Annotated in this window: 14 protein-coding genes; 6 read left to right on the plus strand and 8 right to left on the minus strand. The window is 35.8% G+C overall.

What is annotated here, in order from left to right; genetic code table 11:
* Positions 1–5 precede the first annotated feature (5 nt).
* A complete protein-coding gene (locus JNUCC74_RS17135; protein WP_454066238.1) occupies positions 6–152 on the minus strand; it encodes a hypothetical protein in 147 nt (48 codons plus the stop codon).
* 26 nt (positions 153–178) lie between these two features.
* On the minus strand, positions 179–478 hold the full coding sequence (locus JNUCC74_RS17140) for a DUF4306 domain-containing protein (protein WP_454066239.1): 300 nt from the start codon (positions 476–478) through the stop codon (positions 179–181).
* 464 nt (positions 479–942) lie between these two features.
* Between JNUCC74_RS17140 and JNUCC74_RS17145 the strand changes: the two genes are divergently transcribed.
* The 3 genes from JNUCC74_RS17145 to JNUCC74_RS17155 all read left to right on the plus strand — a co-directional run bounded on the left by JNUCC74_RS17145 (position 943) and on the right by JNUCC74_RS17155 (position 4,818).
* Positions 943–1,482: a flavodoxin family protein gene (locus tag JNUCC74_RS17145; protein ID WP_454066240.1), complete on the plus strand. Its 540-nt coding sequence runs from the start codon at positions 943–945 to the stop codon at positions 1,480–1,482.
* Between the two features lie 702 nt (positions 1,483–2,184).
* The gene (locus JNUCC74_RS17150) at positions 2,185–3,090 is read left to right on the plus strand and encodes an N-acetylmuramoyl-L-alanine amidase (RefSeq protein ID WP_454066241.1); all 906 of its coding nucleotides are present in this window, start codon (positions 2,185–2,187) and stop codon (positions 3,088–3,090) included.
* A gap of 807 nt (positions 3,091–3,897) precedes the next feature.
* Positions 3,898–4,818: an N-acetylmuramoyl-L-alanine amidase gene (locus JNUCC74_RS17155; RefSeq protein ID WP_454066242.1), complete on the plus strand. Its 921-nt coding sequence runs from the start codon at positions 3,898–3,900 to the stop codon at positions 4,816–4,818.
* Between the two features lie 741 nt (positions 4,819–5,559).
* On the opposite strand, the gene JNUCC74_RS17160 is transcribed toward JNUCC74_RS17155, so the two are convergent.
* Positions 5,560–6,606 (minus strand): MerR family transcriptional regulator, encoded by a 1,047-nt coding sequence (locus JNUCC74_RS17160; RefSeq protein WP_454066243.1) that lies wholly within the window; start codon positions 6,604–6,606, stop codon positions 5,560–5,562.
* Positions 6,607–6,922: 316 nt separating this feature from the next.
* On the opposite strand from JNUCC74_RS17160, the gene JNUCC74_RS17165 reads away from it, so the two are divergent.
* Positions 6,923–8,200 (plus strand): hypothetical protein, encoded by a 1,278-nt coding sequence (locus tag JNUCC74_RS17165; protein ID WP_454066244.1) that lies wholly within the window; start codon positions 6,923–6,925, stop codon positions 8,198–8,200.
* Positions 8,201–8,668: 468 nt separating this feature from the next.
* Here JNUCC74_RS17165 and JNUCC74_RS17170 read toward each other — a convergent pair whose 3' ends face one another.
* From JNUCC74_RS17170 to JNUCC74_RS17180, 3 genes are read right to left on the minus strand one after another with little or no spacing between them, the layout of a single operon-like run.
* Positions 8,669–9,712, minus strand: a complete 1,044-nt coding sequence (locus JNUCC74_RS17170) for a ribonucleotide-diphosphate reductase subunit beta (protein WP_077318621.1) — start codon at positions 9,710–9,712, stop codon at positions 8,669–8,671.
* Positions 9,660–10,139: a flavodoxin gene (locus JNUCC74_RS17175; protein WP_454066245.1), complete on the minus strand. Its 480-nt coding sequence runs from the start codon at positions 10,137–10,139 to the stop codon at positions 9,660–9,662. Before JNUCC74_RS17175 ends, JNUCC74_RS17170 begins: the two co-directional genes overlap by 53 nt.
* Entirely contained in the window at positions 10,124–12,355 is a 2,232-nt protein-coding gene (locus JNUCC74_RS17180; RefSeq protein WP_454066246.1) for a ribonucleoside-diphosphate reductase subunit alpha, read from the minus strand. Before JNUCC74_RS17180 ends, JNUCC74_RS17175 begins: the two co-directional genes overlap by 16 nt.
* A gap of 1,767 nt (positions 12,356–14,122) precedes the next feature.
* Here JNUCC74_RS17180 and JNUCC74_RS17185 point away from each other — a divergent pair.
* The gene (locus JNUCC74_RS17185) at positions 14,123–14,305 is read left to right on the plus strand and encodes a formate dehydrogenase accessory sulfurtransferase FdhD (RefSeq protein ID WP_454066247.1); all 183 of its coding nucleotides are present in this window, start codon (positions 14,123–14,125) and stop codon (positions 14,303–14,305) included.
* Positions 14,306–14,521: 216 nt separating this feature from the next.
* Here JNUCC74_RS17185 and JNUCC74_RS17190 read toward each other — a convergent pair whose 3' ends face one another.
* A complete protein-coding gene (locus tag JNUCC74_RS17190; protein WP_454066248.1) occupies positions 14,522–16,564 on the minus strand; it encodes a catalase in 2,043 nt (680 codons plus the stop codon).
* Positions 16,565–17,256: 692 nt separating this feature from the next.
* Between JNUCC74_RS17190 and JNUCC74_RS17195 the strand changes: the two genes are divergently transcribed.
* The gene (locus JNUCC74_RS17195) at positions 17,257–17,646 is read left to right on the plus strand and encodes a thiol-disulfide oxidoreductase DCC family protein (protein WP_454066249.1); all 390 of its coding nucleotides are present in this window, start codon (positions 17,257–17,259) and stop codon (positions 17,644–17,646) included.
* A gap of 441 nt (positions 17,647–18,087) precedes the next feature.
* Here JNUCC74_RS17195 and rlmN read toward each other — a convergent pair whose 3' ends face one another.
* Positions 18,088–19,176, minus strand: coding sequence for a 23S rRNA (adenine(2503)-C(2))-methyltransferase RlmN (gene rlmN / locus JNUCC74_RS17200; RefSeq protein ID WP_454066250.1), 1,089 nt, complete (start codon positions 19,174–19,176; stop codon positions 18,088–18,090).
* Positions 19,177–19,397: the final 221 nt, after the last annotated feature.

Consider the following 19,397-nt stretch of genomic DNA (forward strand, 5'->3'; position numbering starts at 1 on the left):
CTTCATTAATTCCATGATCTAAAGACCGATGTGATCATCTTGCCAAGCATCCTACCGATAAAAAGAAGCATATCCAAGGCATCCGTTAGTATATCGAATAACATAAAACGGTTATAATTATCTTCTTTATCGCTTTTTTTCTTACGCTCCATGAACGAACAACCCCCAGTTTAGCTATTTAAATTTCCTTTTTTTGGTTTTGTTTCTCTCTAAACCTTCGATAAAAATAAATACAAAAGCCAATAACAGCGATTCCTGATAAAAGAAAGGTGATACTAGCTAATGGCTGTGCCTTAAATGCAAAAATCAACTTATCAAGCAGATAAATATCCCTGCGATCCGTTACCGTTTCCGGCGTAAATACGACGATATCCTTCCAATTCGGTTCCAACATCAAATAAGAACCGGTCCAGTAACTTAAGAAAAACGTATATATAGTGATGCCGATTAGTAAAATAAAGATAGCTATTTTTTTCATTGTGTCACCTTGACTTTTTTCTTTATATTAACATTACTTATAGCTTGACCCAGGATTAATTATCACGTCTTATCTATTTATACGGAAACCATTACCAAAAAGTTTCCTGATTTCTACTAAAATAGGAAAGAACCAATCATGGCTAAAGCAACGAAGACGTTGCTTTTTTATACTATAGAAAAGTAATATATAAAAAATATTTACCAGCTGGTTATTTCCTAAAGTTTTACCGAACTTTTTGAATAACCTCTTAAAGCACTATTCATCCTTCCAATTACTTTGCTTTATTTAGTTTACACTTCTAATTTTTCTATGAATGCATACAATTTTAAAAGGGAAAGCTTATCGTCTAGCACTTTTATCTCGGGAAAAACTTGGCAATCGTGTATTATTAAAATATAAAACCGTTAAACAGTTCAATTAAGTATTACAGTACTTTCTTAAGAAAAAAAGGAGGATATACAATGAATACAGTAGTCTTTCACGGTTCCACCAGAAAGAATGGAAATACGGAATACTTAGCACACCAAGCAGTGCCTAAGGAATCAGCAACACATATTTATTTAAGAGATTATCATATTCGGCCGATTGTAGATGAACGACATTCTGAAAAAGGGTTTCCCAACATAGAGGATGATCATAATCACCTCATTGAACAGTTGCTAAATCATGACATCATCGTCTTTGCCACCCCAATCTACTGGTATGGAATGTCGGGGCCGATGAAACGCTTCATTGATCGCTGGTCGCAAACATTAAGGGATCCAAAATATCCTAGTTTTCGTCAAGCACTAAAAGGAAAACAAGTATATCTTGTACTTGTAGGAGGAGACAACCCACATATAAAAGGCCTCCCACTTGTCCAACAATTCCGTTATATATGCCAGTTTTTTAATATGGAACTAATTGATTATGTGATTGGGCAAGCTCGAAAACCAGGTGATATTATCGCCAATGAAAAAGCAATTCGATCTGCCAAGTATCTCATTAGCGACAATTCGTAAATAATCTTCTAGTTGATCTATTATCTTACTCTTCTTAATTTCCCTGTTTCTTTAAAGCTATATTTTTATTTATTCTTCTATAATCTATATGATACGGAGAGATGTCTATTTTTTTGACATCTCCTTTCTATATCTTCTAAATGTTGTCTCCCGCATCTAAAATCTCTGCTGAATGATGTTTTCTTATAAAAATGCCTTCTGTTTTTTAAAATACTGTTAGCAGTAATTTATTCTCCTATTCCCCTTATGACCAGTTTACCAATAGAGGAAATCAACAAATAAGAATCCTTACTATAAATATGTAGTAGCTTTATAGAATTTTTACATGCTTAAAGAGAATCTCTGTATTTAGCTGTTCAAACATAGCCTTTCTGAGTAGTTATACTAACAATGTATGTATAAACATAATTTACCGGGCGCTATTTAACATTATAAAAATTATTATAGTTATCTTAAAATATGTATCTATTATACCGATACTATAAAAGTACTAAATAATATTTTTAGTTGGGTTTAAAAACCTATTATAGGAGTAGGTAATACCTACAGCTTGTATATATAAAAATGAGAAAAGACCTATCAAATTCAAGGTTACATCGTTTGCTCGAAATTAACTGTAACAAAAAGATCTAGGAAAAACATAGGTATAAAGCACAACTAAAACAACTTACTAAATTAAACGTTAAGGAGGATTTGCTTATTTTGAAAAAAATCTATCTTATCATCACAAGCTTAATCATTATGTTGACCTCCCTTTTTCTCATTCCTAAACAAAGCCTTGCTGCCGAAGGTGAAGTATATCAAGTTGGACAAGCTATTCTAAATGTAAGAGATGAGCCCTCTATCCATGCTGAAATTATTGGAAAACTTCATACAGGTGACCAATTGGTAGAATTCCAGGAAAAATATGGATGGATTCAAACCTATTATGGGGGAAAGGAAGCTTGGGTAGCTAAACAACATTTAATTCCTCTTCAACAAGATAAACAAACAAATATAAAGCCAACAGCTCACAAGCCAGTGACTGCACCACAGAAAAAACGTGAAGTGTCAACAAGAGGAAATGCTTCGCTTAAAGGATATAATATTATGTTAGACCCAGGCCACGGAGGCCATGATCCTGGATCTATTGGGATTGGTGGATTGCAAGAGAAAGCTATAACACTTGCAACAACCAGACAGATAGCTGAACAACTACGTAATGCTGGAGCGAGTGTTTTATTGACTAGATCAGGTGATGAATATGTTTCTTTACGTGATAGAGTAGAAATTAGTCGAGCTTATTACACGCATGCTTTTATTAGTATACATTATAATGCTTTTTTTAACTCTGGTGCACATGGTCTAAACACATTTTATTATTCCTCAGCAGATCAAAAGCTGGCAGCTAATGTTCATGCTAGCCTGGCTTCATCGATTTACCTGCAAGACAGAGGGATGAAGCAAGGAAATTATTACGTACTGCGAAATAATTATGCACCCTCTATATTATTAGAGCTAGGGTTTATTACGAATTACTCTGATTTAGCAAATATCCAAACGAACCAGTTTCAAATACAAGTAGCAGAAGCTGTTACAAATGGTTTACGAAATTATTTTTCACATTAATTAACATAAACTTATAATCTTTCAGTTAACCTGAACTGTTCTTTCAAATGTGGAACACTTAAAAACATGTAGAGGTGCAATTTTTAATAGAAAACTAGCCGTTTATGTCATTGAGTAACCAGACGATTTAACAAAGAACAAAAGGTAGACGTCACAAACCAGAGCTCTAACAAGATAAAGTGAAATTTCGTTATAAGGAGCGCTTTTTTCCTTAAAACAATAGACAATAACTAAGTTTACAACATACTTGAAAAAGAAATATACTCTTTATGTATGCGATGTTTCGCTGACGAAGCTTCTCTTGTCCTGTCAATCAATGAATCGAGATTTTAGATGCCTTCATCTCCTGCTTAAACTTCTTCTATTCTCATTCAATTTTGAAGTCGGAGTTTTACATACCTTCGATAGCATATAAAGAAACATGGGGGCAAAAGAAGCCAATGTTGACTTATTAAGGAGAAAACAACTGCAAAACTTGCGGTTGTTATTTTTTTGCAATTTCCCCTGGCCTATTAATCTGTTAACCTTTTAGTACTTTTGCATGATTTTTTCACGTTATTTGTTTAAATCATAGATTTATTGGAGAAAATTTCTATTAACGAGCTTTCATTTAATGCTTTTAACAATACACAATATTTTCTAGTTTTTTTCTCTATACGATTGTCTCCTGCATATAAAAAGGTTTTTAAGCACTTAAGCTGGACGAAGCTACGTTCAAAAAGACATCAACTTTGTAGTGACAGATAATAGATAACAAAATGCATGCAAAACAGTTAAGTTATCAATAAAAAGGAGGAGTTTATTATTTTGAAAAAACTCTATATTTCGTTAACTTGTTGTGCAATTATTCTAGCAATCTTGTTACTTTTTCCAAATCAAACATATGCTGCAAGCGGTGATATCTATGATGTTGGACAAACCAACTTAAATGTAAGAAGTGAACCATCCATCGATGCAGAAATTATTGGAAAACTGCAAGTTGGTGAACAGGTAGTAGAATTTCAGGAAAAACATGGCTGGGTTCAAACATATTATGGAGGGAAAGAAGCTTGGGTTGCTAAACAATATTTATTAAAAAGCAAACAAATGAATCATCTTCAACCCAAAACACGAAAAAAGTCAACCACTGCAATTACCAAATCAGAGCAACCACAAGTGGCTAATTCGCATACCACAGAGAGTTCAGCTCTAAACGGTTACAATATTATGCTGGATCCTGGTCACGGTGGAAATGATCCTGGATCGATCGGAGTAGATGGTATGGAAGAAAAAATTTTAACATTAGCTACGACACACGAGATAGCTAAGCAGCTAGAATCAATTGGCGCCAATGTATTACTAACTAGATCGAAGGACGAATATGTGTCGTTAGAAGATCGAGTAGCTATTAGTAAAGCTTATTTGACGCATGTGTTTATTAGTGTGCATTATAATGCATTTGCAGATGCTTCCGCACAAGGATTGAACACATTTTATTATTCTAATGCTGACAAAGAACTTGCTAAACATGTTCATCGTAATTTAACGTCAAAAGTTAACTTACAAGACCGTGGGGTAGTACAAAAAAACTATTATGTTTTACGGAATAATACTGCACCTGCTATCTTATTAGAACTCGGATTTATCACCAACCCTGATGATATAAGAATTATTCAAACGAATCAATTCAAACGGGAAGTAGCAGAAGGAATTACCAATGGTTTACAACATTATTTTCAATCACATTAACTTGTAATCATCTGGAATAAAAGCTAGAAGCACTCGCTTAGCAACGGGAAAACTAGTGAACTTCTAATGAAATAAAGCGAATGAAACCTTATCCAAGTTGTTATTTTTCCTTAAAACAGTAGATCAAAGGCTACGTTTCGCAGGCGTCTTTGAAAAACCACGGATGTACAGCTGTCGTAACTTCTCTCGTCCTTGAAAAATCGCGAAGTATTGCTGTCGTAGCAACACTGTCCTGTCGACCCAAACGAATTACGCATTAGGTACCCACTTCATACTGAACTTATCGCCTACACATTTACGTTAATGCGCACCTTTCCTACGAGATAAAGAAAACTAGGTGACAAGGAACCGATGTTGGCTTATCGTAGGAAGAATCATTGTTTGCTATAGCTTGAGTGCTTAAACTAGACGATGAAGCTACTTTTCAAAAAGGTTATCCTCCATATAAAACGGTATAAATCTAAGACAATTAAATAAGCTATCCTTTTTTATAGGCCAGCTTGTTTTAAAGCTAAAGAGGATAGCTTTTGTATACATAATTAATGGCATTCCATACTTTATTTATATTATTCGAATTATTAATGTTCACTAGTCTCATATAAAGAAAATAAAAAGTCCGGTAACCATGACACATCTAATTTCATCGTACATTCAAATAGATAAGATTTTGCACTGAAAATTAAATAACGCAGTGAAACTTTTAATATTGTTCAAAGACTTCAAACGAGCATACACGAAAATTCATAGGGTATCATTACCTTTTTTTGCATAAATCATACTTGAAAAAGGATGAAAAGAATACGTCGTCACTTCATAATGATGCGAATGAAACCAGTTCACCAACAGCGAGCGGTCTGCATAAAATTCATCTTCAATTGCCTCAACAGCTTCTATATTTCCTGCCTTTCTATAACGACAAATTACTTCTTGACGATGTGTCTCATTATGAAACATTAGATCAGCAATACAGATTTCCCCATTCGAATAGAGCACTCGATCCATTTCTTCTAAGGCCAGTAACTTTTGTTCGTCATTGATGTGATGTAGAGCGTAACTGGATACAATAGCGTTCACCTGCTGATCCAAAATCGGCAAAGCCAGAAAATGGCCTTTACGTATATCAATTTCCGGATGCTTTCGTTTACATTCCTCAAGCATCTTCTCAGATTGGTCAACTCCAATTACCTTAATTCCTTTTGGAAGCAATCTTGAACTTAAATTTCCCGTACCTATTCCTATATCTAAACATGTTTCACCAGCCTTCAATTGTATAGTACGAATAACTTTTTCTAAAGCAATTTCATAATCCTGATGCACATTAAAGCGATACCCAGTCAATTTAAGACTTTTATCATATTCAGCTGCTTGTTTATCAAAATTCCAGCGATCATTCCAAGATTTTCGCATTATTTTTAAGTTTTTTAAATGCTTCGATAAAGTAACTACGTCTTCCACTGATATACCATCATCTTTATGTTGTTCCAAGATACGATCAATGGTCTGAATCATATCCTTCATTTCCAGCCACCTTTCAATCATACGCTCACGCTGAATATTTAAATAATCATACATACTATACACATCACCGTCAATCAGCTGCTTAATTGCTTTAATTTCTAAACCTAGTTCTCGTAAAGCTAATATGGTACTTAATCGTATTACCTCTTCATCGGTAAATATCCGATAGTCATTTTCCCGCTTCGTTGGTTTTATTAATCCTTTTTCTTCATAGAAACGAATCGTTCTTGTTGTTGTATTTAAACGTTTAGCAACTTCTTTAATAAGCATGACTTTCATACCTCCTTTGTCCTCACTATACACATTAACGCAACGTTAATGTAAAGTGTTTTTTTAATTTAACTCGAATTAGTTAAAATTAGGATATCAAAAGAAATAACTCGTTGGTTACATTTTGATACTTTCCTACATATTCCAAATAATTATGAAGGATAAATTTGCTTTCGTAACAAGCAAAAACGTTTATTTGTTTCAGACGTAATAATATTTATTTCTCCGTCATCTTGATTTACGCTGGAAAAAATCGTTCTGTAAGTTAAGGAAAAAATGGTATACTGAAGAAAACTAAGATAAGCGAGGGTATTATATGCATGAAAGAATCCAACAAATTATAGACAATACAGCAAATTGGCTTGGACTAGATGCGTATTATTTGAAACGACATAGCTTTTCTAAGGAGCAAAATATCGAGGGAAAAATATGCTACGTGGTAACAATGGAATGGTTTCCTAATGGAAAAGCAGAAACCGATGACGGGTTAAATCCCCCAGGAACAGCAGTTGTCGATGTTGAGGTAGAAAGTGAGCAAATTAAAAGCATCCTTTTTGTTGGGGATATTTCCAATGCTAACAGAGAAGAGTTAAGCAATCTTTACCAAGACAGTGAGAAGACAATTGAATGGGTGGAGGTATTGACCGGATTAGAGTTTGGCAAACAATTTCAGCTTGTTCACGAAACTGCTGATACGATGCGTTTTCATGCAGCAATTGATAATATCCCGATTTATCCAGAAGGAACCATCGAGGTTTCCTTTAATCAAGATGGACAATTAACAACGTTTTATATAGACGGAGTTTTTCCGAAACAGGAAGAGGTTGAATGGGAACCTTTTTCACTAACTCCTGCCAGTTATAAACCAATAGCGAAGCAGCAATGCAGGCTATTAGAAATTCCGATGGAGGATTTACAAACATGGAAGACGGTATTTGGGATAGCAACCGTTTTTATAATGAATAGGAATCAGCAGGTCCTAGCCTACGAAACCGTAGAGGATTATTATCCTCGTACTACTCTCCATAAGCTCCTAACTTGGAAGGGAGAAGGAGAACAATCTATTTCTCTTACACCGATTGATTTAACTATGGAGATTACCGAGACGGAAGCTTTAACAGCTGAAGCTATTAGTGAGTTAGAGCCGATTTCTGAATCAATTGTGTCTAAAGCGAGCCAAGAGATTAAGTTACTTTTACAGCAGGAATTACCTGATGAAAGTGGTAAATGGAAAATAACATCGATAAAACGCGAGCCATACTTCCTAATTGCAACATTACATTTGGTTGAGTCATCTAATCGTATTATCCAGCCTCGATTAAAAGTTATCTTAGATGCCGATATAATTAAAGTACTTAATTACATTGATAATCGCTTTTTACTTATGATTTTTGAAGATTTCTCTGCTGCAGAGCCACCAATTATTTCACGAGATATAGCTTTTAAAAAGCTCTCCAACCAGATAGAGGTCACTCCTGTTTACATTTATCATCAAGAATCGAAACGATATGTACTTAGCGGTAGGGTAGAATGTCAATACGGAGTAGATGCAGTATCTGGGAAGGTGATCGATTTGGATGGTATTGAGATTTAAGCGTTTTGGCATCACTTAACAATATTCAAACACAATACCTCTTGCCATATTTTCCTTCCATATTTAACAGCAAAAAAAATTGTTATGTGACGCTGTTATAGCTTTGAACTTATCGCATATACATTACGTTAGATGTGAAAGCTAAGTTTTACCGCACCTTACATACAAGATAAAGAAAACATGCCTCTAAACAGGGGTATGCCGACACCTGAGTGGTAAGCCCGCTTTTCGTCGGCAATTCCTTTAGATTCGAGCGATGTTTACTTATCGCAGGAATAAGTTCAAACTTTGCTTATTAACTTAAGCTAGACAAAAATGCTTTTCAAAAAAAGTTATCCGCCATGTACAAACGGATATAGTTTTAAACAATTAAAAAAGCAGGCATTTATGAGAACTAGTTATGTTCCTTATAAACTGCCTGCTTCTTCTCGATTACCATTCACTAATTGAATGGTACAATATCGAAACTTATAGATCGTCAAAACCGTTCAAATCACTTGTTTTTGTATATTGACGTGATTTCTGTTCAAAGAAGTCCGTTTTCGTTCCGTCAAAATTATCAACATAAGCACGAATCCATTTCATCGGGTTGTCCGTATAATCTGGATAAACATCATGTAATCCCATCATACGCAACATCTTATTAGCGCGGTACTTAACATATCCTGCCATTTCATCCAAATCAATACCTTCCACATTTCCGAGAACATAATTGGACCATTCGATTTCTAATTCCACGGATTCTTTAAAATGATCATAAACCCATTGGATAAATGTTTCATTATTATATTCCGGGTTTTCTGCTAATGTAGCCCGGAACAGCTCGGAAATAAACCGGCCATGTTCTAACTCATCACGATTAATATAGCTAATCATTGTTGAGGTTCCGACCATTTTATTATGACGAGCTAAATTATAGAAAAACGCAAAACCAGAATAGAAAAACATTCCTTCCAGTAGGGCTGTGTATACTAATGTTTTCAAAATATTTTCAATTGTCGGTTCTTCGACAAATGTATTATATTGCTTGGTTAAATTTTTATTACGCTTCAATAGAACAGGATCCGTTCTTCCTAACTGGAATGATTTATTCTGTTCATCCAAGGATACGACAGAGGACAGTACGTAAGAATAACTTTCATTATGTACTGCCTCTTGCTGAGCAATAACCGCCATAATAGATTGAACAGAAGGATCTGTTGCGTATAATGAAATTAATAACGCTGTCCTTGTTTGTGGTGCATCCAATGTCGATAATAAGCCAATTATCTTCAAATACGCATCTTGTTCTTCTTCTGTAAGTGTTGGAAACTGCTTAATATCACTTTGCATATTGACTTCGTCTGCTTGCCAATAATTTCCTATCAGCCGTTTATACATTTTATACCAATGTGGATAAGCAATATCATTCCAATTCAATATTCCGCTTGATTTACCACCGAATACTCCTGTTGACTTATTAGGATTTAACGGTTCCAGTGTCTTCGCTTTTTCCAGCAATACTTTTGCCATGATATAATACTCCTTCCACCCATTCTTTCACTTTCTGTTCCTGTTTTCCTCTTGGTGACTGTTCAACCTTTAATCCAGGCCATGGACTTTCGTAAAATTTAACCAGCTTATCGACAGCTTTACAGAATAGATCATCTCCACCAAATTGTGTATCTCCAGTACCAAATACAGCGACATTGTTTGGCTTATAACCTACTTCAAGAATAAAATCTTTTACTTCTTCAGGAGTACTTCCCCGATCCCAGGTGAAAGTGCCAATGAAGATAACGTCATAACTAGAGGGATTGACTGGCGTATCAATCCCAATTCGGTGAACCGCCGTGTCTATCCCTTTTGCTTGCAATTCATTATCGATCAGTCTCGCAACTTCCTGTGTATTACCGCTATAGGTTAAATAAGCAATAAGTGCCTTCAACTTTGACACCATTCACATTCTTCCACATCATTAGAAGTAGAACGAACGTAGTAGGTTGTTTTTAGCCCTTCCCTCCACGCCTGTAAATGAAGACCCAATAAGATGGAAGCTCTAATGGTATTTGGTACATATAGATTAAACGAAATACTCTGGTCAATATGTCTTTGTCTAGCCGCATTCTGTTTTACGGACCAGCGCTGATCCACGATATAGGCAGAACGACGGTAAACATCATAGGTGCGATGTGTTAAATCAGGCGCCGTTACTGGGATTTTAAAATCCTTCTTTTCTTCATAGTAAAACGGCTTAAAGATCGGATCGATACTAGCAGTTGAACCTGCGATCATTGCTGTTGTAGAGTTTGGGGCAACAGCCATTAAATATCCGTTTCTTATTCCATGCTGTTTCACATCTTCTTTTAAAGCAAGCCATTCATCTTTTGTATATCCCTTAAGCTCAAAATATTCTCCGGTGCTCCACTTACTTCCTGAAAATGCAGGATAGCTTCCTTTCTCCTCACTTAGTTCCATGCTGGATTTAATCGTAAGGAAAGCAATCTTTTCGTATAATTCATCTGCATAAGTAACAGCTTCTTCTGTTTCCCACTTCATATTGTTACGAGCGAGCAAATGATGCCAACCAAATGTACCTAGCCCGATAGCTCGGTACTTTTTATTTGTCAATTGCGCCTGCATAATTGGTAAATGATTAATATCAATGACATTATCCAGCATGCGTACTTGAATCTTAATCAGACGCTCCAACACTTGATCTGGCACAGCTTTTCCAAGGTTAATGGAACTTAAGTTACAAACGACGTAGTCCCCTGATTTATATTTCTTTACAATGGTATTCTCACCTTCTAGAAATTCTTCGATAAACTCCGTGGGGGACTGATTTTGGGTAATTTCCGTACATAGATTGGAACAATAAATAATTCCTTCATGACTATTGCTATTCTGGCGATTCACTTCATCGCGATAGAACATAAATGGCGTGCCCGATTCTAATTGCGACTTCATAATTCGTTTCATAATATCAATTGCCGGGATTTTGCGCTTCGTTAACTGCTCATTGTTCATACACTCTTGATACTTTTCCCTAAAACTTCCGCTGCCTTTTTGCTCATCATAAAAATCCTCTAGTGAATAGCCCATCACTTGGCGAACTTCATGCGGATCAAACAAGTACCAATCACCGCGCTTTTCTACTTGCTCCATAAACAAATCTGGAAGCGTCACGCCCGTGAAGATATCATGTGCTCGCATTCGTTCATCGCCATTGTTAAGCTTTAAATCAAGAAATGCCTCAATATCACGGTGCCAAACATCTAAATAAACAGCAATCGCACCTTTTCTTGTCCCTAATTGATCTACGCTCACCGCAGTATTATTCAATTGTTTAATCCATGGAACAACACCGCTCGACATTCCTTTAAAACCTTTAATGGAGCTTCCGCGACTACGGATTTTCCCCACGTAAACACCGATTCCGCCACCATTTTTAGAAAGCTTAGCAATGTCAGTGTTGCTGTCGTAAATGGATTGCAAACTATCATCAACCGTATCGATAAAACAGCTGGACAATTGCCCGTGCGTCTTTCCGGCATTGGCTAATGTCGGTGTAGCTACTGTCATATATAGATTGCTTAATGCCCAATAAGCTTCTAAAACATGTTCTGTTCGCTTTTCTTTATCCTCATCTTGCATTAATGTCATGGCAATAATCATCCAGCGCTCTTGCGGCAATTCATAGACGTTTTTATCATGGTCAGTTGCAAGATAACGTGTCGCTAGTGTGTACAACCCTAAATAAGTAAATAATAAATCTCTTGACGGATCGATATGTTTAGCGAAGAAGTCAATCTCTTTTTTGGTATACTTTTCCAAAATTGTAGATTGATAAATATTTTCTTCTGTAAGCATCGTAATTAATTGATATAATTCACCATATCTATCTGCTTCATACTTCCGATTCTGACGTGCCTCATGATAAAGCAGCTGTAAATAAATCCGGCTAGCTAAATATGACCAATCCGGCGCAGATTCATCAATATTTTCCAATGCGTTTTGCACAAGCGTGTCAAGTGCCTTATCAAGTGGTGTATCTTCCTCAATAGTTTTAAAAGATTTCTGTTTGTAGGCATCTGTTTCAATAGACAGTCCCTGTTGTGCTTGATCAATGATTTCTACAAGTTTATCCCTTGTAGATGCGATATCGGTGATCATTCCTTATCCTCCCTTTATATGCTAAAAACATTTTGATTACATGAGTTTATTTCCCTCAAAATCGAAATTCTATAAATAGTTGATAGTAGTAAGTTTAATCGTGTATTGTATGTATATTATTTGGTGTGAATCTGAAAAACGTAGAGGCATATCTGCCATCATCTTGAGGGGATGGTAGTGCTTGATCTTAATTTTCTTATAAGTAAATACTGATTCATACATTTAAAACACAATATATAGTATGTTAGTATGATTACACCAACAATATATTGTGTTAAAAGCTTAGCATATAAATTCTATTATTGCAATCTATTAAAGCTGGAGAATGGAGAGAAATTTTCTTAAGATGATGTGAGAACAACGTTATATGCTAGAAAAAATAATTTTCCTCTTCGTTTCAGTCAAAAAACAATCATTTCAAAAAACAGCTTCGTGTACGATTTTATATCTAGCCGTAAATTTTACATCTTACCTGTAAATTGAACTCTTTCTGAAAACACACAAACTCTATTATATACTTTTTTCTTCACTTTTAAAATGGTAGTTGAGAACAATTTTTCAAAATGCTGATTTTCCTCATATCATCCATGGTATGAATCGTTCTTATACTCTACACGTTCCCTTTGCAGGCATTTTTCAATCCTTTCTTTATTTAATAGTTTATATGTTTCAAGTGGTGTTCAAAAAGAGGATATAGACCTGAGACTAAGATCACAACGTCCTTCGAAAAAATCGCGATGTATGATGTATGATTGCCGAAATTCCTCTCTTCCTGTTGTAATGCCGATAGTCTTGTACAATGGAAATTTGTGAGCGGTATGATTTCGAGTAGTGTAAACAGTTAGAAAGTAGAGTTGTCAGAAACAAGCCATGCAGAAATTTATTTTTTGAATCCTCTTTTCTTCTTCATTGAAATGAATCTAATTGCAAAGGTAAAGTTGGTCGATCATTATGTTGTTACTTGCTACTTCCTGAAATAAATTTGCTTAACTCGGTAATGAAGAATCATTCGTAACGTTATTTAAGCATATTAAAAGTGTTCCTGCAATTACAATGGATATAGGCTTTTAAAAACTCAAGTTATATCCACTTGAAGTTTTCACTCCTTCTTTTAGCCTTCATTTATTGAAATTAACCATTGCCGATTTATACGTAGAATAAACTCAGGTAAAGCCTCCCTGATAGGTATAGGTCTTTACCTCTATAAATAGCTGCATCCTCCTTAGCCTAAATAAAAGCAAATTGAAATGTACCCGTTCTCATGATAGGATGAGAACAACTAACGTACTTGCATCTATAGGGAAAGAATTACGGAAAAAACCAAACATACTGGGCCAAGCCAATTAAGCAGTCAAGAAAAGCTCAAGCCTCACTTAGGCGGGCAAAGTTCTATTCGGGATTGGCAAAGTTATCATGAACGAAAATAGACTTCTGGATCATAACTTCGCAGGTTAACTTTGGTAATACTACTATCTAGTAAGAACCCAAATCAATACTACATTACGAAAAGAGCCATTAATATGAATGATAATCAGCACGGTCTCTTTGCTGAAAAACAAAATTTGCTCCCGTGAAATCCGGAGGTACTTTCCAGAAGGTAATGTACTTATTCCTATAAGTGTGTACGAAAAACATGGCGGATTACCAGAATATATACAACCCTTATAATAGAAAAGGCTACCACTTACTACGCGCAAAAAGAGAGAAAATAGGCTAAAAAGCGAATGGAGGAATTGGAGATGGATACTTACGATATGGAGAGATCGTATGGTGGATAATTTAACCGATTGGGAGGTTGCTCATTTTCTTAACGGAACAATGGTAAAACAAACAACTTCGATTGCTGTTGAACATCCGATTACGATTATTGTAAATGGCAAAGAATTTGCTACGCTGGTTTGCTCACCGGAATATGCAAAAGAACTAGTCATCGGCTTTCTTGCTTCATAAGGAATCATTTACAATTCAATCTCTTAATATGGATGAAGAAGCAGGATTTGCCTATTTTGAAATTGACAAGCTGGTCTGACGGGTATGACCAAGACTGCGCTTAAGCTAGACGAAGTTACTTTTCAAAAATATATCACAAGATAAAAACGGATGTATTTCCTAGATAACTAACATAACGAGTGCTGTTGTACAGCACTCGTTTACGCTAATTATAATTTAGTCTATTTTTCGATCCCAAAACCGATGAGCAGAAATAGCCTCTGTAAATCGTTCAATAAATCGCTCCACGGATGAATCCGTAATTACGCCTGCATCACTTCTGATACCTATTTCATCCAAGACTTTCTTTCCTTCATTCATCGCACCAATAGGCTTGTAATGTTGGAACGCTTCATGTACAAAATAGCGTGCTTTATAATGAAATTCTATGTTTTTTCGTTTTCCACCAGCAATATATACAGCATCAAACAATACTGAATCAGCTGTAAAAAAACTATTATTAACATTTAGTGTTTGCCCGTCTGAGCCAGTTACGTGTCCAAGTTTATTGCTGACTAATATCGGATGGACTCCATTTTTAGCTAAACGATTTAAAATAACAACGACTTTATCGGTAAGAAACTCGTCATCTATGAGTACAGCGACTTTCCTTGTTGCAGCTTTTTTAGTAGTATTTTCTTGGCTAAGCGCTGGTGACCGCTTCGTAATCGAAGAACCTCCTTTTTCTGGAGGTGTCACCCCAATATTTGTTGCAATTTCCTGTACCATTTTTAAATCTACATGACTAAACATATCCACTACTTGCTGTTTAACAGTTTGATTTTTTACTTTACCTAACTCAAAGCTAAAAGCATCAATAATATGCTGCTTCTCTATTTTACTCATACTGTTCCAAAATAAGGTTGCCTGTGAAAAATGATCTTTAAAACTATCACTGCGGGCACGAATCTTCCGTCCTTCTACTTTTTCCTGATAATGCTCATAACCCCCTTCTGCAACAGTTGCTGGCTTAGGAGTATTATTAGCTAGTGAATTTTTGTGATAACTGACCTGTCCAACGTTTATTGTGTGTCTGCCATAGCCATCACGCTGGTTATTATGAAACGGACAAACAGGTCGATTAATTGGTAGCTCATGAAAGTTAGGACCACCGAGTCTGATCAATTGTGTATCTGTATAGGAAAATAAACGGCCCTGTAATAATGGGTCATTTGTAAAATCAATGCCAGGAACAACATGACCCGGATGAAAAGCTACCTGTTCCGTTTCAGCAAACACATTATCGATATTTCGATTTAATGTCATTTTTCCAATTATTTTTACTGGTATATCTTCTTCTGGCCATAATTTTGTAGGGTCTAATAGATCAAAACTAAACAAATCTTCATCCTCTTCAGAGATTAACTGAACGCCTAGTTCAAATTCTGGATAATCCCCGTTTTCAATCGATTCGTACAAGTCTTGGCGATGAAAATCAGGATTCTTCCCGTTAATCTTTTGCGCTTCATCCCACACGGTTGAATGAACACCTAATTTTGGCTTCCAATGAAATTTTACAAACGTACCTTTTCCTTGGTCATTGACTAATCGAAACGTGTGCACACCAAAGCCTTCCATCATTCGATAGCTGCGTGGAATAGCCCGATCGGACATTTGCCACATAACCATATGAGCTGTTTCCTGATTATTTGCAACAAAATCCCAAAAAGTATCATGTGCAGAAGCAGCCTGAGGAATGCCGTTATGAGGTTCAGGCTTCACTGCATGGACGAAATCCGGAAATTTAATGGCATCCTGAATAAAAAAAACGGGAATATTATTACCAACAAGATCATAATTTCCTTCTTCTGTATAAAATTTAGTAGCAAAACCCCTTACATCACGAGCAAGATCGCCAGAGCCCTTTGAGCCAGCGACTGTTGAAAACCGGACAAACACAGGAGTTTTTTTACCAGGGGTTTGTAAAAACTTTGCTTTTGTATAAGGTTTCATGGATTCATAAAGTTCAAATTCCCCGTGCGCTGCAGATCCACGAGCATGAACTACTCTTTCCGGTATCCGTTCATGATCAAAATGCGTCATTTTTTCACGGAAATGAAAGTCCTCCATCAATGTTGGTCCTCTGTCTCCCACTTTTAAAGAGAATTCATCTTCCGAAATCTTTAACCCCTGGTTCGTTGTCATTTTTTTCCCCTTATCATCGACACGAAAATTGTCTAACTGTTTTTGCTTACTATTTCCTTTCTGCCCATCAGTCATTACCGTTTTCCTCCTTACAAATTTAAAAATAACGAATTCCACACCGTGCTGTTACTATTTGATATACCTTTCCTTAACCCAGTTCCCGAATGACGGAACAGTTAAACTAGTCTGCCTGTTTAAACGAAACTTTTATCACTGTAATCAAGGTGGACGTTTTATCTCTCCGCTAATTTAAGGTGGTTAATAAGGATAGGTGGCGCTTTTTCGTTACGTATCTACTCCTCTAGGTGAAACACTGCACGAGTTGACTACCAATTAAAACTGTTTTAATACTTATCATGATGAACATCTAATCAAAGGTCCAAAAAAGACGATCTATTGGAACTACATGCACAGGGAAATAGAGAAGATTTATTTCGACGTTTCATATCGTGTAGTTAGTGAAACAGAATATTAGTGGTGTTATAATTTAAACTAGATTACCTTTCAAGAAGTATTAAGGCTGGCTTAGACCGCATCAATCTTGAAAAAACGCGATGTATCGTTGCCTGCGTTTTTCTTGTCCGTGAAAAAACGTTGTGTATGTTGCCAAGCTTTCCTTGACATGTTGGACGCCGATACAGCATGTCTCTGTGCATCAAAGTGCAAGGCGACGTAATTTTTGCGTGGGGAAAGGGTTTCAATTAAAAACATAAATCGCTAGAAATAAGCCTTCGGTGGACTTTTTTAAGTATAAGGAGTGAGCAGTGATGGACAAAATAATACTCTTTGATGGGATATGTAACTTTTGTGATCGAAGTGTCCAATTTATTTTAAAACGGGATAAACAAGAACAGTTTCTGTTTGCCTCGCTACAAGGAGGTGTCGGGCAAAAGCTATTCAAAAAATACCGAATTCCTTCGAACATGAATAGCCTTGTTTTGCTTGACGGAGAAAAGTATTATGTTAAATCAACCGCTGCACTTCGCATTTGTAAAGAGCTTGCAGGGGTATGGAAGCTATTATACGGTCTCATCATCATTCCCAGACCAATTCGCGACTTTGTTTATCAATTTATTGCCAACCGTCGTTATCAATGGTTTGGGCAAAAGAAAAGTTGCAGTTTACCTTCCGCTAAAACGAGAAAGCGATTTTTATAATTCCAAAAGCCTACCATTTCCATAGTTAACGTTCTTGAGCTAAACCTTGAACAAATGGAAAAGCAATCCTATCAAACATTGAACTTTCAAGCGTCATTCCTAAACCAAACAGATTCATCATTTGTCTCAGATAATAGGGTAACTTTTAATAATTCCTATTCTTTAACTTTTAAAAGTAAAGTAAACTTATTTATATAAATACGCCTCGTATTTTTGTAGGAACTTTTAGTTTTAGAGGGGGAAAACAGAAGGTTATAATTAACAGAGGAGGTACTCCTGTCTATCCAGGTTAAAATGTAACTCAGCGGGGCCTTCTTTCCAAGCCTCCGCTGAATCTTATTTTCCTTAATTGAATATTGTTATCTATATTAAGCTTCCCTTACATTACGTATAGATGGAGAAACACTTTTTTATTTGTTGTACAGTACGGATTATAAAAAACTATTTACTTAGGCTTCTTGATCTGTTTGGCTTCATTTTCTTGATTTGTTTACTACGCAACTGACCACAAGCTGCATCAATATCTGCACCATTTTCCCAACGTACACCACAATTAATTCCTTGCTCTTTCAATGTTTCAAAAAAAGCTTGAATGGTAGCAGAATCACTGCGTTGATATTGACTGTGCTCATCAACGGTATTATATGGGATCAAATTGACATAAGCGAGCTTGCGATGGTCCTTTAATAGCTCAGCCAATTGAAACGCTTCTTCTTGGTGGTCATTCACATCTTTTAACATAATATACTCATACGTAATGCGTCGGTTTGTCTTTTGTAAATAGTAATGAATGGCATCCATTAATTTTTCAATTGGAAAGGCCTTATTTATCTTCATAATACTTCTGCGCAATTCATTATTTGGTGCATGAATGGAAACAGCTAAGTTCACTTGAACTCCGGTATCCGCAAACTTATAAATTTTATGAGCAAGACCACTGGTTGACACAGTAATATGTCTAGCACCAATATTTAACCCACGATCATCATTAACGATATAGATGAAATCCATTAAATTATCAAAATTATCTAATGGTTCGCCAATTCCCATAACGACAATATGACTTACTCGCTCGTCTTTTCCTTTTAAATCGAGATTCTTTTGCACCATCATTATTTGCTCAACAATTTCACCACTTGTTAAGTCACGACTTTTATTTAGCAAACCACTGGCACAAAAACTACAGCCAATATTACACCCTACTTGGGTTGTAACACAAACAGATAGACCATAATTAAAACGCATTAATACGGTTTCAATTAAATTTCCATCTGTCAGGCGGAACAAATACTTAATCGTACCGTCTTTTGATTCTTGTTTTACTTCTTCTTCAAGCACGCCAAGGACAAAATGTTCGTCTAGTAAGCCAATCGTTTCCTTATTGATATTCTTCATGTCAGAAAAGTGATTAATTCTTTTCTTATATAACCAATTCCAAACCTGATCCGCACGAAACCGTTTTTGTCCATGGTCCATTAGCCAATCCTTTAATTGTTCATATGTCATTCCATAAATGGACGGTTTACTCATGATTAACCCTCATTTCTAGAAAATCTAGTCTACAGAGTGATGTAAAAACATTAGATATCTATCGTTTAAATTATGATTCACCATATTATCTTACTTCATGAATGAGCTTGTTGCAAATACCGATGTTTTCATATCTTATATTTTTAACAATGGCAGCTAAAATATAACTCTAAATCAAAAGCTAACAACACGAGGACGAGGGCCTAAGCTAGTCGACGAAG

Source organism: Cerasibacillus sp. JNUCC 74, from assembly GCF_053667775.1.